The following is a 13267-nucleotide window of genomic DNA, read 5'->3' as shown; positions in this document are numbered from 1 at the left end:
CGCATTTAACGTGATACATAAATCCGTATGGACATCACGTTCGACCCGACCAAGCGCGACGACACCCTGAAGGCTCGGGGCCTCGATTTCGCTGACGCTGGCGAGGTGTTTTCCGGTCCGACGCTGACGACGCTGGATGACCGCTTCGGTTACGGCGAAGATCGCTTCATCACCTATGGCGAGCTTGGCGGCCGGATCGTCGTTCTTGTCTGGACACCGCGCGGCGCGGCCCGCCGCATCATTTCAATGAGGCACTGCCATGAGCACGAAGCTGCAAAAGTCCGCGACCGCCTTCGTTGATCCAGACGATGCCCCGGAGCTGACGGAAGACCAGCTCGACCGCGCCGAGTTCGCGATTGGCGGCAAGGTGATCCGTCCCGCCCAGGGCACGCTGACGAAGCGGGGCCGCCCGAAACTCGCCCATCCTAAAGTGCAGGTCTCGATCCGCTTCGACGCCGACGTCGTCGATGCCTTCAAGAGCAAAGGCCCGAAGTGGCAGGCCGAAATGAACAAGGCGCTGCGCAAGGCGGCGAGGCTTTGACGTCGCGGCTTTTGCTGGTCGCCGCGCTGATCATTCTCTGCTTCCGCGTGGCCGACCTCGAGCGGCAGGGCTATCTGCTCCTCACCGGCACATGCGGGCAGCCGCAAGGGCGGCTCGTCGAATACGGACGTTGTTTGCGCGAGGACAATCCAAGGACGTCGTGGTGGTGGAACCTCTTTTACGGCCTGAAGGGCTGACTTGGCGAAACACAGGCATCATGGCTATATCTGAGCCCATGTTCTCGCCGCCAGTCGCCAAGGCTATCGCGTTCGTCGTCGCCGCTGCCGTCTTCATCGGGCTGATGACGCTCGCCGCAGTGGGCGCGGGCTTCTTTTCTGAATGGATCGGCGAGCACACGCGCGGCTGGCCGGCGTGGGCAACCCTCGGAACTGTACTCGTCGGTATTACGGCTCTCTATTCGCTCGGTCTCTGGTCGTACCGCCGTGATCAGAAGGCCGACCGGGCGAATCGCTGAGCGTAAGGCGCGCCAAGCCGCCCGGCATCATAGCCTCGGCTCTGTAGCAGCGCCTGCACAATCCGTTCTGTTGCTTTGCCCCCTGTCTCGGCTGCTACACGCCCACGGCTGTTCCGCGCCAGCACGTCGAGCACGGGGCTAATCTCGCTCGCAGGCATAAGCAGCATGCGCGCGACATCGTTGTTCCGCGCCTGGTCGGCCGTGACATCCATCACCGACTTGACCGCTTTGGCGCCCTTCAGCGCAGCCTGCCCTGCCACGGCTTTCGGACCACCGACTGTTCCAACCAGCGCCGCAACGCCGGCGCCTTCGCCGCCCTTACCGTCGCGGATCTTTACCAGTTCCTCGGCAGCGTCGCGCATCTTGGTCTGGCTGCCTTCGACGACGTGGTCATAGACCCGCTTGAATGCAGCTTCGCGATCGACCGCGTTGATGACTTGGTTCGCCTGGTCTTCGCCGAAGAGCTGCGTGAGCTTGGATCGGTTCCAGTCGCCCTCGCCTTTCACCATGTTTTTGACGGCAAGATAGTCGTTGCTGTGGTTGCCGACGATCCGCTCCATATCGGCGCGCACTCCCTGCCGCATGCGGAAGATTTCACCCGAAGGCCCGATGAAAAGCCCCTCCGGCTGAACCCCGGCTTTGATAGCGTCGGCCATTTCCTGCGGCCAAAGCGTCGTCTTCTCATTGCTCAAAATGGACGACCCCTGCTTCAGGCCCTCCGACTGCCGCGAGAGTTCCTGGAAGCGAGCATCGACATGCTTGATGCCTTCSCGGCCGGCGGCGAGGTCGCCCGGCACGGCTCGCGCGAGGTAGTCGTCGACGGCCTGTCGCGCGAACCCGATCTGGCTCTTGGTCTCGCTGCCGAGCGCCGTATCCTCCAWCTCGTCCAACGCCTTGCGGACGCTGTGGATGGCGCGSGGGTCGTTATCGAGCACCTTGGTTCCGGGYCGGTTCAGCATCTGGCGSGCCTCGACGACGACGTCKCGCGGCTTCCCGCGCAGCGTCTCGGCCATGGTGTCGAGCGTGTTCGCAAGCGTCGAGGTATCGATCGGACCGGCCTCGCTCAGCGCCGGCTTATAGCCTTCGCCGACCGCCTGCCGACCAGCCKWAAGCTCGGCTTCCACCTGCGACGGCGGACTCGCCTTGCCCAGCGCGTTATCGAGGTCTTCGCCGATACGCCCGTTCGCCGCATTCTTGCGATCCGTGAGTGCAGACACAATGCGGTCGCGGGCCTCTCCCGGACGGAGCGCCACGCCTTGCCCAAGGCCCTTCATCGTGTCGCCAGCATCGATCAGCATGGCGTCCGGGCCAAGCTTCGCCAGGTCTTGCTGCATGTTGGGCTTGACCGCGCGCTGTGCATCGAGAACGTCGGCGACGATCTGCACGGCCCGGCTATTGTAGCCCGGCATCGTCGCCGTGCGGTTCACCAACGCGTCGCCGATCCGCTGATAGACGTTGCCTGCGACCTGCCCAAGCCCAGGGGCGACCGCGCCAATCGCCGCCCCCCCTCCGAAGCCCTTCAGCGCTTCCCATCCACGGGCTTCGAGCCCGCCCTCGCCGGTGTTAAACCCCTGCACTGCGCCGACGCCAGCACCTGAAGCTGCGCTCATCAGTGACCGCGTCGCCAGTCCCCCTCGAAGTCCGAATGCCATAGGAGCCGCGCCGGCCGCCGCGACCACCGGGACCACACCACCAGCAATCTCGCCGGCGCCGTAGCTGATCGGGTTCGCTTCCTTGGCCTGCTTGTCATCGGCGCGGCGCTGCTCAAGCATCCGATCGTAGGCATCGCCACCGCCCTTGCCGAAAGTGCCGGGCGCGACCTTTTCGAGGATCATGCGCGCGCCACCGGCGAGCAGGTCAAACGGGTCCGGAAGCGGCGAGACGCGCGCGCGCTGCTCCGAGCCCCAGATCGGACTTGCGGCACCGACTGCGTTGCCTTCGTCACCAGCGCCGAGCGTCAAGCCCTGCGAGACGCCGCGCACGGCCGACGTGACCATGCCGGGCTGTTCGACCGGAGCGGCAGGGGCAACAGGCGCCGCCGACCACCAGTCACCGCCTTGGGCCGGCTGCGGGGCGGCAGGAGCCGGAGCGGCCTGCGGTACGGCTTCAGGCGCGAGCGGCGCGGCTTCCCACCATTTGTCGCTCATGGCTTGACCCTCACCTGGCCATTCGGATCGAGGAAGCGCGAACCGGAAGGCAGCGCGTCGAAATCGGCCTTGCTCTTCGGTGCCGAAGGGGCGGCAGCGGGTGCGCCCGGCGCGCCCGGCTTCGCAGCACCAGGCGGCGGGGCCGGCTCCCAAGGCTCGAAGGTGCCGAAGCTGCGGACGATCTCGTCCGGGTTCATCCGTCGATTTTTGGCGAGACCGCGATAGAAATCGGCGTCCTGATTATACAGGCCCTCGTAGGACTTCAGGCGCCCATAGGCTTCAGCCATCAGCGATTTGCGTCCCTCGGGTGTGAGGCCGCCGCCGCCATTGATCTGAGCGATCATGCCATTGAGCTTCTGAGACCAGCCCTGCGCGTCGTTCGCCATCTGGATTTCACCCTCGCGCACGACGCTGCCGGGGTCCATAATCTTGCCGAGGCCGTAGACAAGGTTGAGGTCGGCCGCCTTTGTGTTGCGCCCCGCCGCTTCCGCCATGCCTCGATAAATCGGGGCGGCCTGGGCCATGTTCTTGTAGGCCGGCAGTTGCACGATCTCGTTCCGGGCCTTTGTGGTATCCTCGAAGCTGGCCGGCAGGTTATTCTCGACGGCGCGCTTTGACTGCTCTTCACGCCAGATCTTGCCGTTCACGCCCGGAGGAGCCGGCGGGATGGCCGGTTGGCCAGCACCAGCAGGCGCCTGTCCGTTAGAGCCCGCCGTGGCCGCCGGCTGTCCACCCTGGGGCACCTTGCCTGCCGCCGATGGGGTGACGATCTGTTTTTCCGGATCGATGAAGCCGAAGACCTCATCGCCGTTACCGTCGACACCGATCTTGCCATAGCTCGGCTTGCTCGGCGCCGCCGTCTTCGGGATCTGCCGCGTGACGTTCCCCTGCGCATCGAGCACGCCGATCGAATTGCCCAAGTCGACGGTCTGGACATTCTTCGGAGCAAGCGAGCGCTCGACGATCGACTGGGCAATCGCGCGCTGGGCCGGCCGGGCATAGGGGTTGTTCAATACGGCCATCGCTGCAGCGGTTTGGCTGTTCTGCCCCGGCATCGCGGATGCGACACGCTCGACGCCTGCGGAAGGTGCGGCAGCGGCCGGCTGAGCCGTGGCGTCCGATGCGGCAGCGACACGCTGGACACCGGGGGACGGTGCAGCAGTGGGCGCGGGCTGGGAATTGCCGCCGCCAACTGCCGCCGCGATCCGATCGAAGATGGAGGGGCTGCTGCCGGATGGCGCAGCACTCCCACCGGGCAACATGATGCTTGCGCCCGATGGCTGTCCCCTGCGCGCCTCTTCGCTCGCGACCAGCCCGGAGAGCGCGCCCGCGTCATTGCTGTTCGGATCGATCGCCGGATAGCCGGCCGCGCTCGGCGCCGGAGCAACGGGAACCTGCGCCATGGCCTGCCTTGCGCCTGGCGCCGGCAGATCGACCTGTGGCATGGCGAGGTCGGAAGGGCGCGGCGGAGGCATCGGAGCGGCCTGCGCAACCTGCGGCTGGGGCGGCGCAGGCATGATCGCGCTGCCCATCCAAGGCTGAGAGGCGCCTTCGGACTGAAACATGGGGTCGAGCGGCCGATTGACCGCCAGCACGTCATTCATCGTCGCGCCGGTCATGGCGGGCGCAGGGCCATCCGGCATGGGATCAGGGGCCGGCTGGGGGGCTGCGGCAAGCGCAGGAGGATTGCTCGGTCCCTGCCAACGACCCGTCTCAGGATCGAAGTTCGGCAAAGCCCCGCGCTCGCCCAGGAACCCGTTCTCCGGCTGAGGGCCGGGCGGAATGAAAAAGCCGGGCGTGCCGGTCTCTTCCGAGACGAAGCTTGCGCCAGGAGCCGGCCGATCGGCGGCGGGCTGAAGCAGGTCATCGGGCATTGCACCGCCGGAGCGGCCCGGCAGGTTTTGCGCATAGGATGCGGCCGGGCCCGTCAAGCCGCCACGATCAGGCAGTGTCATCGCGACATCCGGACCGCCGGCATTGCCGAACAGGGCCATTGCCTTGGCCCTATGACCGGCCATCTGGTTGTTGACCTTGTCGGCCACGGTGCCGGGCGCGCCACCTGCTCCGGCGTCCGACCTGTCATAGAGCCCCGGCGCGCCGGCATTGATGGTCGAATAGATGTCCATCAGGCCCATGCCGGGCTTGACGCCTCGGTCGCGCAGATAGGCCACGACAGCGCCATTCGCGCCAAGCTGCGAGCCGACCGGATTGCTCCAATCGACGCCGTACTGCTTGGCCTGCGGCTCGCCGAACTGGATCAGGCCGCGATGCTGCCCCCATTTCGTGGTCGGGCCGGCCTTGGTCGGGTCGAAAGTGCCGCCCGTCTCGTAGGAGATGGTGGTGGCGAGATCGACAGGCGAAATGCCAAGCGCGCCGGCAGCATCGGCGATGCCGGTCTTCATTTCCGGCGTAACCCCCGGCATAGCCATGGTGCGCGAGGCGCCACCCGCCATCGAGGGCGCGGCGGGCTGAGCACCGGCCCCCGTCAATTGCGCGAACTGGCGATCGGCTTCGGCCTGGCCGGATTTCTCCTTCGTGTCGAGGTCGCCGGCCTGCCATCCGCCGATCAGGGCCTGGGCAACGCGCGCTGCGCCCTGCGTCCAGCTCTGGATCGGCGTGGCATCCATGCCGCTCTTCATCATCGCTTCAGCGATGCGACGGCGCCGCTCGTTCGGGTCCTGCTTTTCGCCACCCGAACCCCAGAGAAAGTTGCCTTCGGCCATCAGATCACCGCCATGTCATAGCGGACGGCGTCGAAGCCATCCGGCGTCACGATCACCGCCTCGGGCCGAACCTTGCGCACGTCGTCGGACATCAGCCCGAGATAGACGGCGTCGTGGTCGAGATAGCGGAAGGTGTAAGTCGGCAGGCCGTTCGCCAGCCTGCCGACGCGCTCGATGTCGCGCTTTAGCCGGCGGTCGGACTTGTAGGCATAGGCGCCAGCGCCGGCGAGCGAGCCGGCCAATCCGAAGAGGCCGCCCATCATCGCATTGCTCTGGGCGACCTTCTGCTTGTAGGCGTCCATCTGGCCTTGATAGGTCTGGTAGACGGCGCCCTGGTAATCGGTGCCGCCGACCTGCGTCTGAGGCGTCGCGCCGAACGTCGGCTGCGAGACCTGCGAGCCAGAGAGCAGCGAATTGATCTCGTTCAGCGGCTGGTTTCGCTCGGTCAGGATCTCCTGCACCGACTGAGCCCGGCCGTTCAGCAGAAGCTGGTTGCGCGCATCGTTCTTGGCCTGGTCCATCCGGCCCATCTCGGCCGACCATGCATCGCTGCCTTGCTGGATGCCGGAGTTAGCGAGCCGCGTGCGCGTCGCCTCTTCGTCGCGGGCGAACTGCGGATCAAGGCGCTTGCTCGCGAGGTCGATCAGCCGCCCCTCGACCGCGTCGTTCGACAGGTTGATGTTGGTCCCGAGCAACGAGCCGATCTTCGAGGACTGATCGACGCCGATCTGCCCGAGATTCAACTTCAGCTTGTCGTTCAGGTCCTGCAGCTTCTGCCCGGCCTCCGACAGCGTCGTGGTCTGGGTGTATTGCGGGACGGAATAGGTCTTGCCGGTCAAGCTGTCGGTGAAGGTCTGATCGCCCGACTTGCTATAGGTCAGGCTGCCGTCCGGCCCGACCTGATTGACCATGTTCATGGCCGCCTGCGTCATCGCGGTATCGCGGTTCGCGCCGGACTGAGCCGAGGCCGTTGCAACCGGATCGGGCGCAGGAGGCGCCTTCGGAGAGCTAACCATAAATCCAGTCCTCCCTGAGCACGCCGACGACGAAGGCGTCGCGCCCCGGCCCATAATGATTGCGAAGCAGCCCTTCGATCTGGCCGCCCATGCGTTCGCAGAGGCGCACGACCTTGGTCTGTTCGGTGACGATGGTTGCGCGGATGCAGCCCAGCTCTTCGGTGAGATATTGCCCGGTGCGTTTCAGCAGCGCGCGAGACAGCGTGCGCTCGGCCGCGATCGAGAGATGGATGTCCGGGCCGGTCCAGCAGTTGAAGACGATGCCGGCGACGATCTTGCCGTCCGCCTCGGTTCCGAGAGCGGTGCAGGGTTCACAGAAGCGCGTGCCCAGCCGTTCGCCGACATAGGCCGCGACCCGCTCGTCCACCACGATCATATGTCGCCGACCTGATACGTCAGATCTATGCGGAGGAGATCGACCTCCGGCGGCGCGACGCTGCCGCTGGTGATCTGGACAGCAGCCGATAGGGCATAGCCAACAGCCGCGACCGACTGCCAATCCTGAGACGTCACCTTGACCGCCTCCGTGCCCCAGGTCGACGTGCCCCATGTGCCGACGCCCCAGATCGAGCCGCTTAAGCTGGCGGCTGCGTCGGGCGGGACAGGTAGGTCGACGACATAGTCGGCAAGCGCCGAAACCTTCACGATGGCATCGCCTGGAGACCGGACCACGGCGCGAGCCATGCCAGCCTCTTTGACGGCAGTCGGAGCGCGCAAGCCGTCGAAGAGAGGGACAGCGACGGCGGTATAGGGCCGGGACGGATTGCCGGGCTCGCCAACGTCCATCCCGCCGACCTCGGCCTCGATGACGCGCCCGCCCGTCGTGCCGAAGAACAGACGCCCGCCGAACACCTCGACGCAGGATGCATCCCAGCCGCTATAGAGCGCCCAGGCGCCGGTGCGGGCATTGGCCACCAGCATCTCGGGCCGCTGATCGTTCACGGTCGGCAGCGCGATGACGACCATCTGCTTGGTCGGCCAGACCTCGGCCACCCAGGGCGCCGAGGAGCGGAGCTTCACCCGTTCATTCCATTCCGTCTCGATTGGATAGGAGACCGCTGCCGGCGACAGCGCTGCGGTGTCTTTCTGGATGGCCTGCGACAGCGGGACGAAGCCGATATCGGTGCAGATGATCAGATCGCCACCGCCTCGGATCACAGCGTTGGCCCCGAGCGGCCGGCCTATCTGATAGAGGCCGACTTTCTTCCATGCGGTCGCATCGCCGGGGTTCTCGCCCGTGTAGATGACGACCTCACCCTCGCTGGTCATGAAAGCGCACTGCTCGGAAAGACCGGCGCCGCTGTCGATCGACCAGGCGGCCCCGAATATCAGCTTGCCACCGCGATTGAAGTTGGCGCCGAGCGGAAGCTTCGTTGCGGCTCCGCCCAGGTTTTCGACGTCGAGATACCAGGCGTTCATGCTGTTCTTCTCGATGAAGAACAGGCGCTTTTTGTACGCCCAGACGAAGACGAGATCCTTGGGATTGAGCCCGGTCGCGGTGATGGGCGCGGTCGTCGCGAATGCGGTGCCGTCGAAAAGGCGCGGATCGTCGAGCCCGTTGACCATGCGCAGGAAGACGCCGCCTGGCGTCTGGAACTGAACCACCGACCAATCCGAGCCGAGCAATCCGGACACCGCCGGCGCGGGGCTCACCAAGGGGTTCGGGACCGTGGTCATATCGTAGATCGCGCCACCGAACGCGGAGAACAGCCGCGAAATCGTGCCGGTCACATAGGAGAAAAGCGAGCCGACGCGGCCCGTGCCAGCGCCGACCGTGGCATAAAGCTGATTGCCCGCGCGCATGCGGACATCAGTCGCGGTCGGGAAGAAGTTCTCGAGCCGGGCCGCGCCGCCTGGCTGCGGACTGGACAGCGCTTCATTGGCGATCCAGCCGCGAACGAGCGTCGGGAAGCTCTTTTCGTCAGCCTTGCGCGGCTTGGTCTTCGCAGCAGGCCGCCTCATGGAACGATCGTTCCCGGAAAGGCCAGCTCGACATTGCCGGGCAAGCGCTGCGAACCGATCACCAGCGGGCGCTGACTGCGGTCCTTCGCAATCGCCTGAGACTGGGCAATCTCGAAATTCTGCATGTCCTCGGCATATTCGAGCCGCTTCTGAGCCCGCCAGCGCCAGATGACGCCAAGGGTGATCAGGCGCTCGTCCAGAACGAATTCGTCGCCGTCGCTGTCGAATTCGGGCTTCCCCGCCTTCGAGACGTTCCGGCTGATGTAATAGAACTGGGCCGATTCCGACGCGCTCATCGCCGGCAAGATCTTCATCTCACCGCCGAAGACGATCCATCGGCCGGGCGTGCCAGCGATGGCCGATGCCTCGAAGGCCGCCCATTGGTCGAGGTCGCGCGCCTGGGCGAAGCGGGCCGTCTGCCAGTTCGGCGAGCGCACCTCGCCTTTCTTCAACATTCGGTCGAAGTCGGCCGGGAGCGTGAAATTCGACACGCTCCCGGTCCCGTTCAGGGTGCAAAGCTTCGTCAGCGCCTGCCAGTCGTGTTCCTCCGAAACGGCCCGTGCGGTCTCGTTGGCGAGATCACAGAGCTCCATCGAGAACTGATCGGTCGTCGAGACGATCGACACGACCTTTTTGCCGCGCAGGCGAAGCGCGGCCTTGTTGCAGGCGCTGAGAATGGTCATGCGGTCAGGCCTGCTCGTTGTCGCCGTCCGGCGCCGTTGCCAGCTCCATCGCGCGCTCGATCAGCGTCTGACGGTTCGGGTTGCCCTTCACCGGCTGGCCGCTCTCGCGCTTAATGAAGGCCTTCAGCTCGGCATCGGTGCAGTCTTCGAGGCTCTTTTCGGCGCCGTCGCTTTCGTCGGCACCGCCCTCGTCGCCGTCGTCTTCGGCGTCGGCCTCACCATCCTGCTCGTCTTCTCCATCCTGCTCGTCCGGCGGGGTCGGAGCCGGGTTGCTGCCGAACTGAGCGATAGCCGCGTCGCGCTCGGCAAGCTGCTGCTTGAGTGTCGCAAGCTCGGCCGCCATGGCGGTGACATCGGCGCTGCCGGTGGCGTTGTCGATATAGGCCTGCGCCTTGTTCTTCAGCTCGCGCCCGCCAGGCCCGATCTGCTTGAGCGGCGTACCATCGAGGGCAGCGAGCGCCTCGGCGGTGTGGACGTTCAGCGCCTTCAGCTCCATCCGGCGCGCCTGCGTCAGGAAGGGCAGCTCTTCGAGCGGCGTTCCCGAGGCCACCTGCGTCGTCTGGTTCTTGAAGGCGCGGTACTGCTTGCCGTAGCGCATCGCATACGACGTCGGCACGTTCTCGTTCTCGCGCGTCGCCTCCGGGTCGATGTCATGGGCCGGGAAGACAGCGACCTTCTGCTTGTCGCCGGCAAATTTGATTTCGATCACTTCGAGGTCATCGAAGATCGGACGGCCGGCCACCTTCGACCGCGCCTCGTTCAATGAGGTGTGCATCCTGAAGGTCGGATAGATCAGGTTCGGGTTCGCCGACATGGGGCGGTCCTTTCGGGTTTCGGACAAAGGAAAACCCGCCGCAGATCACCGCGACGGGCTGTTCTCAATTCAGCAGTGCGTCAGATCAGGCGGCGAGGCCGGCGTCGACGAACGGGCGGGCAATCTCGAACTCGGCGAGACCCGCAGCCGGGATGCCTAGGGCGGAGCCTCCCTTGGTATTCTTGATGCGGTCCCCGGCCACGACGGCGTCATCGGCGACGCCCGGCGTTGCCGTGGCATAGACGTTGGCGTTGTCGAGGAAGCCGGCTGCAGCGCGGCCAACGGCCTTGCCCTGGATCTGATACCAGCCGTAGTTGCCGGCGACGTTGGCCGACATGGCCACAGCGACGGGGCCGACCGCACCAGGCACGAGCAACGTGCTCGACATGTCGTCGGTGTTGTAGGTCACCCACGAGCCGACGACGGTGTTCGCGACGCCGGTCAGATAGATGAATTCGCCAGTGCCATAGACCGGGTCCTGCGCGCGGATGATATCGCCGAGCCAGGGGCCAGGGGTGGACCGACCAGCCGCCGAAGAGGCCGGGAGGGTATCCGCGATCTTCGGCATCCCGAGATGCGGGGTGTGCGGAACGAACGCCATGGGGCGCTCCTTTCAATGTCAGGTTGAAGGAAGGTGACGGCGCCCGCAGGCGCCGCCGCGCGTCATGGCGTCAGGTCGCCGGGTTGCTGTCGTACATTTTCCACTGGAACAGCGGATTGGTCATGGTCAGCTCGCCCATGAACCCGATGTACTGGACGACCGCGTCCTGATTGATCGGCATCATCGTGCGGCCGATCTTGTTGAAGTTGCGCTCCGGGTGGTAGCGCATCCGCAGGTTCTTCGTGTCGAGGCCGTAGATCGTATTCGCCGGCATGTTCGACCCGATGCCGCCTTCCTGCACGATGTCGACCGTGCGGCCGGCGCCGACGTATTTCAGCGACTGGAACCCCAGCTTGCCGTAGCGGCCCTCGTCGCTGATGCGCTGGATCGCCACCGTCGCGGCGTCGTAAGCCGCATAGGGCTCCGGCGACATCAGGAGGAGATCGGCGGCGTTGCGGCCGCGCGAACGCATCGTCAGCACCGTGTTGAGGAAGGTGCGGATGTTGGTCGAGGTGAACTGCGTGCCGATCGTCGGGAACGCCGTCTGGATGTCGAACGAAGACGTGCGCCAAACCGGCTGGGAGCTGCGATCGATGCCGGCATAGACGCCGAGATTGGTCACGGTCGGGACTGCGAGCTGCAGGCCGCCCAGTTCCTTGCCGCCGAAGCGCGTGCCGTTGCCGTGGACCGAGATATCGGCCTCGTCCATCAGCTCCGACTCGGCCGCCTCGATGTGCGATTCCATCACGTCTTCGAGCTGGTTCTCGCCCGAGTTGTTCAGGATCTCCTCGTTCGACAGCGTCACCGCCACCGCGAGCATCTTCGGCGTGTATTCGGCGTCGTTGAACAGCTCCGCCGGGACCGGGTTCAGGAAGTCATAGCCGTTATACCAGACGGCTGACCCGGTCTTGTTGTAGAGCAAGCGCTCGCGGATGCGGGGGCCGGAATAAGGCTTCCACAGGCCGCGATCCTTCAGGATGTTGAGCAGGATATTGCTGTTCGAGACCAGGTCCTGATAGCCCGACGAGCGGTCTTCGAGCGCCAGCGACAGGACTTCCTGGTTCTTTTCGATATTCGTGAGAGAAGCCATGGGGCTTTCCTTCAAAAGGCTCAGCCGGCGGCCATCTTGGCGCGCTTAAGGGCTTCGCGGATTGACGAAGAAGGCCGCTGGGACGTCACGGGGTCTGAGCCCGAACTCGGCGCGCCGGTGATGGATTTTTGGCCCTTGTCGGTCTGAGCGACGTTGGCCTTGGGTTGAGCCGCTGAAGGCTCATGAGCGCGGGCCGCTGAAGGCCCCGTGTTCAGCCTCTCGGCGAGGGAATAGGCTTCCGCCAGATCCTTCGCGCGCTTGCTTTCGAGGAAGAACGCAATGTCTTCCGAAAGCTCCTCGAAGCGCGGGTTCTGAGCCGCGAACGCTTCGATTTCCGACAACGTAGCAGTTTTCTGCTGCGTCTGGAAGGTATTCGTCACGTTGCCGACCTGCTGCTTGATGCTGGCCAGCTCGTTGCGCAACTCGCGGATCGTGGCGTCCTGCTGGGATGCCTGCTGGTCGGCGGGCTGCCCGACGATATGAGCGACAAGCCCATATTGTTGCAGACCTCCTGAAGGCCGCGCACCGGGTCCTGCTTCAGCAGGTTTTCGATGTTGACGTACTTCGTCAGCGCCTCGTCGAGCGTGGTGCCGCCCGCCTTGGCCATGTCGTGGAACTTGCGCACCGGCTCGAAGGCCTCGGCGTCGGAGCGATACTTCCGATAGCCCTCGGAGAATTCCCGCTCCATGCGCGCGACCTCGGAGCGAACCGACTGCGGCGTCTTCTCCCATTCGGCCTTTGCGCCCTCGTGGAAGCGGCTGGGCACATTGGCTTCGCCCTGCGGCTTGGCTTCGTCGGTGAAGGATTGCCGGGGCGCGGCCGCGTCGCCGGCCTTCGGCGCCTGCTGCTGGCGCTGGGACTCCGCCGCCTTCGGATCGCCCTCGGCCTTGGCCGGCTGGCCATCCTTGCCCGCGAATTTGCCGGCGGGGTCGCGCGTCGGGCCGTCCGACTGAACCGGCTTCTGCCGATCGCCGGGTTTCGCCTGGGCCTCGTCGCCCTTCTCCCGCGCATTGACCTGCTCGCGGGCCTTGCGCAGCGCGTCGCGCGCCGAAGGGGCCTCTTTCTTCTCCGGCTCGGGCTTGGCTTCCGGCGCCGGGCGCGGTTCGGTCGATACCGGGTTCGGCGTCGTTACCGCCTCGGGTGCGACCGCATCGGACACAGGGCCGCTAGCGGCCGGCGCAGCGGCGCCACCGTCGAAATCTGACATGAGATGCT

15 protein-coding genes are annotated in these 13267 nt (G+C 65.6%); 4 read left to right on the top strand and 11 right to left on the bottom strand.

Features of this window, described 5'->3' with window-relative positions; translation table 11 throughout:
- The first annotated feature begins 27 nt into the window (after nt 1-27).
- The 4 genes from AC1DR6_RS03885 to AC1DR6_RS03870 are packed head-to-tail and all read left to right on the top strand — an operon-like array spanning nt 28 to nt 1016.
- The gene (locus tag AC1DR6_RS03885; RefSeq protein WP_476827880.1) at nt 28-300 is read left to right on the top strand and encodes a BrnT family toxin; all 273 of its coding nucleotides are present in this window, start codon (nt 28-30) and stop codon (nt 298-300) included.
- Complete coding sequence (locus AC1DR6_RS03880) at nt 260-541, top strand: BrnA antitoxin family protein (RefSeq protein ID WP_476827879.1); 282 nt, start codon at nt 260-262, stop codon at nt 539-541. The genes AC1DR6_RS03885 and AC1DR6_RS03880 overlap by 41 nt, the downstream gene beginning before the upstream one ends.
- On the top strand, nt 538-738 hold the full coding sequence (locus AC1DR6_RS03875) for a hypothetical protein (RefSeq protein ID WP_476827878.1): 201 nt from the start codon (nt 538-540) through the stop codon (nt 736-738). Before AC1DR6_RS03880 ends, AC1DR6_RS03875 begins: the two co-directional genes overlap by 4 nt.
- A 38-nt stretch (nt 739-776) precedes the next feature.
- On the top strand, nt 777-1016 hold the full coding sequence (locus tag AC1DR6_RS03870) for a hypothetical protein (RefSeq protein ID WP_476827877.1): 240 nt from the start codon (nt 777-779) through the stop codon (nt 1014-1016).
- Here the strand turns inward: AC1DR6_RS03870 and AC1DR6_RS03865 are convergent.
- From AC1DR6_RS03865 to AC1DR6_RS03815, 11 genes are all read right to left on the bottom strand, one after another.
- Nucleotides 989-3163: a hypothetical protein gene (locus AC1DR6_RS03865; RefSeq protein WP_476827876.1), complete on the bottom strand. Its 2175-nt coding sequence runs from the start codon at nt 3161-3163 to the stop codon at nt 989-991. The genes AC1DR6_RS03870 and AC1DR6_RS03865 overlap by 28 nt on opposite strands.
- Nucleotides 3160-5886: a hypothetical protein gene (locus AC1DR6_RS03860; RefSeq protein WP_476827875.1), complete on the bottom strand. Its 2727-nt coding sequence runs from the start codon at nt 5884-5886 to the stop codon at nt 3160-3162. Before AC1DR6_RS03860 ends, AC1DR6_RS03865 begins: the two co-directional genes overlap by 4 nt.
- Entirely contained in the window at nt 5886-6902 is a 1017-nt protein-coding gene (locus AC1DR6_RS03855; RefSeq protein ID WP_476827874.1) for a tail fiber domain-containing protein, read from the bottom strand. Before AC1DR6_RS03855 ends, AC1DR6_RS03860 begins: the two co-directional genes overlap by 1 nt.
- A complete protein-coding gene (locus AC1DR6_RS03850) occupies nt 6895-7278 on the bottom strand; it encodes a GNAT family N-acetyltransferase (RefSeq protein WP_476827873.1) in 384 nt (127 codons plus the stop codon). The genes AC1DR6_RS03855 and AC1DR6_RS03850 overlap by 8 nt, the downstream gene beginning before the upstream one ends.
- Complete coding sequence (locus AC1DR6_RS03845) at nt 7275-8864, bottom strand: hypothetical protein (protein ID WP_476827872.1); 1590 nt, start codon at nt 8862-8864, stop codon at nt 7275-7277. Before AC1DR6_RS03845 ends, AC1DR6_RS03850 begins: the two co-directional genes overlap by 4 nt.
- Nucleotides 8861-9547, bottom strand: coding sequence for a phage adaptor protein (locus AC1DR6_RS03840; protein WP_476827871.1), 687 nt, complete (start codon nt 9545-9547; stop codon nt 8861-8863). Before AC1DR6_RS03840 ends, AC1DR6_RS03845 begins: the two co-directional genes overlap by 4 nt.
- Nucleotides 9548-9551: 4 nt before the next feature.
- On the bottom strand, nt 9552-10361 hold the full coding sequence (locus tag AC1DR6_RS03835) for a hypothetical protein (RefSeq protein WP_476827870.1): 810 nt from the start codon (nt 10359-10361) through the stop codon (nt 9552-9554).
- An 85-nt stretch (nt 10362-10446) separates the two neighbouring features.
- Nucleotides 10447-10962 (bottom strand): hypothetical protein, encoded by a 516-nt coding sequence (locus AC1DR6_RS03830; protein WP_476827869.1) that lies wholly within the window; start codon nt 10960-10962, stop codon nt 10447-10449.
- 70 nt (nt 10963-11032) lie between these two features.
- Entirely contained in the window at nt 11033-12052 is a 1020-nt protein-coding gene (locus AC1DR6_RS03825; protein WP_476827868.1) for a phage major capsid protein, read from the bottom strand.
- A 20-nt stretch (nt 12053-12072) separates the two neighbouring features.
- Nucleotides 12073-12474 carry a hypothetical protein gene (locus AC1DR6_RS03820; protein ID WP_476827867.1) on the bottom strand — a complete coding sequence of 134 codons (402 nt, stop codon included), beginning with the start codon at nt 12472-12474 and terminating at the stop codon, nt 12073-12075.
- On the bottom strand, nt 12429-13259 hold the full coding sequence (locus AC1DR6_RS03815; protein WP_476827866.1) for a hypothetical protein: 831 nt from the start codon (nt 13257-13259) through the stop codon (nt 12429-12431). Before AC1DR6_RS03815 ends, AC1DR6_RS03820 begins: the two co-directional genes overlap by 46 nt.
- Nucleotides 13260-13267: the final 8 nt, after the last annotated feature.

It is taken from the genome of Allobosea sp. P5_A5 (assembly GCF_056400625.1).
Note: the sequence above shows the minus strand (reverse complement) of the source record. Positions and strands in the feature narration are given on the sequence as shown.

Coding starts and splice junctions, on each gene's coding strand:
- AC1DR6_RS03885 (WP_476827880.1), top strand. CDS start 28: ATGGACATCACGTTCGACCCGACCAAGCGCGACGACACCCTGAAGGCT.
- AC1DR6_RS03845 (WP_476827872.1), bottom strand. CDS start 8,864: ATGAGGCGGCCTGCTGCGAAGACCAAGCCGCGCAAGGCTGACGAAAAG.
- AC1DR6_RS03825 (WP_476827868.1), bottom strand. CDS start 12,052: ATGGCTTCTCTCACGAATATCGAAAAGAACCAGGAAGTCCTGTCGCTG.
- AC1DR6_RS03840 (WP_476827871.1), bottom strand. CDS start 9,547: ATGACCATTCTCAGCGCCTGCAACAAGGCCGCGCTTCGCCTGCGCGGC.
- AC1DR6_RS03870 (WP_476827877.1), top strand. CDS start 777: ATGTTCTCGCCGCCAGTCGCCAAGGCTATCGCGTTCGTCGTCGCCGCT.
- AC1DR6_RS03835 (WP_476827870.1), bottom strand. CDS start 10,361: ATGTCGGCGAACCCGAACCTGATCTATCCGACCTTCAGGATGCACACC.
- AC1DR6_RS03850 (WP_476827873.1), bottom strand. CDS start 7,278: ATGATCGTGGTGGACGAGCGGGTCGCGGCCTATGTCGGCGAACGGCTG.
- AC1DR6_RS03815 (WP_476827866.1), bottom strand. CDS start 13,259: ATGTCAGATTTCGACGGTGGCGCCGCTGCGCCGGCCGCTAGCGGCCCT.
- AC1DR6_RS03880 (WP_476827879.1), top strand. CDS start 260: ATGAGCACGAAGCTGCAAAAGTCCGCGACCGCCTTCGTTGATCCAGAC.
- AC1DR6_RS03855 (WP_476827874.1), bottom strand. CDS start 6,902: ATGGTTAGCTCTCCGAAGGCGCCTCCTGCGCCCGATCCGGTTGCAACG.
- AC1DR6_RS03830 (WP_476827869.1), bottom strand. CDS start 10,962: ATGGCGTTCGTTCCGCACACCCCGCATCTCGGGATGCCGAAGATCGCG.
- AC1DR6_RS03860 (WP_476827875.1), bottom strand. CDS start 5,886: ATGGCCGAAGGCAACTTTCTCTGGGGTTCGGGTGGCGAAAAGCAGGAC.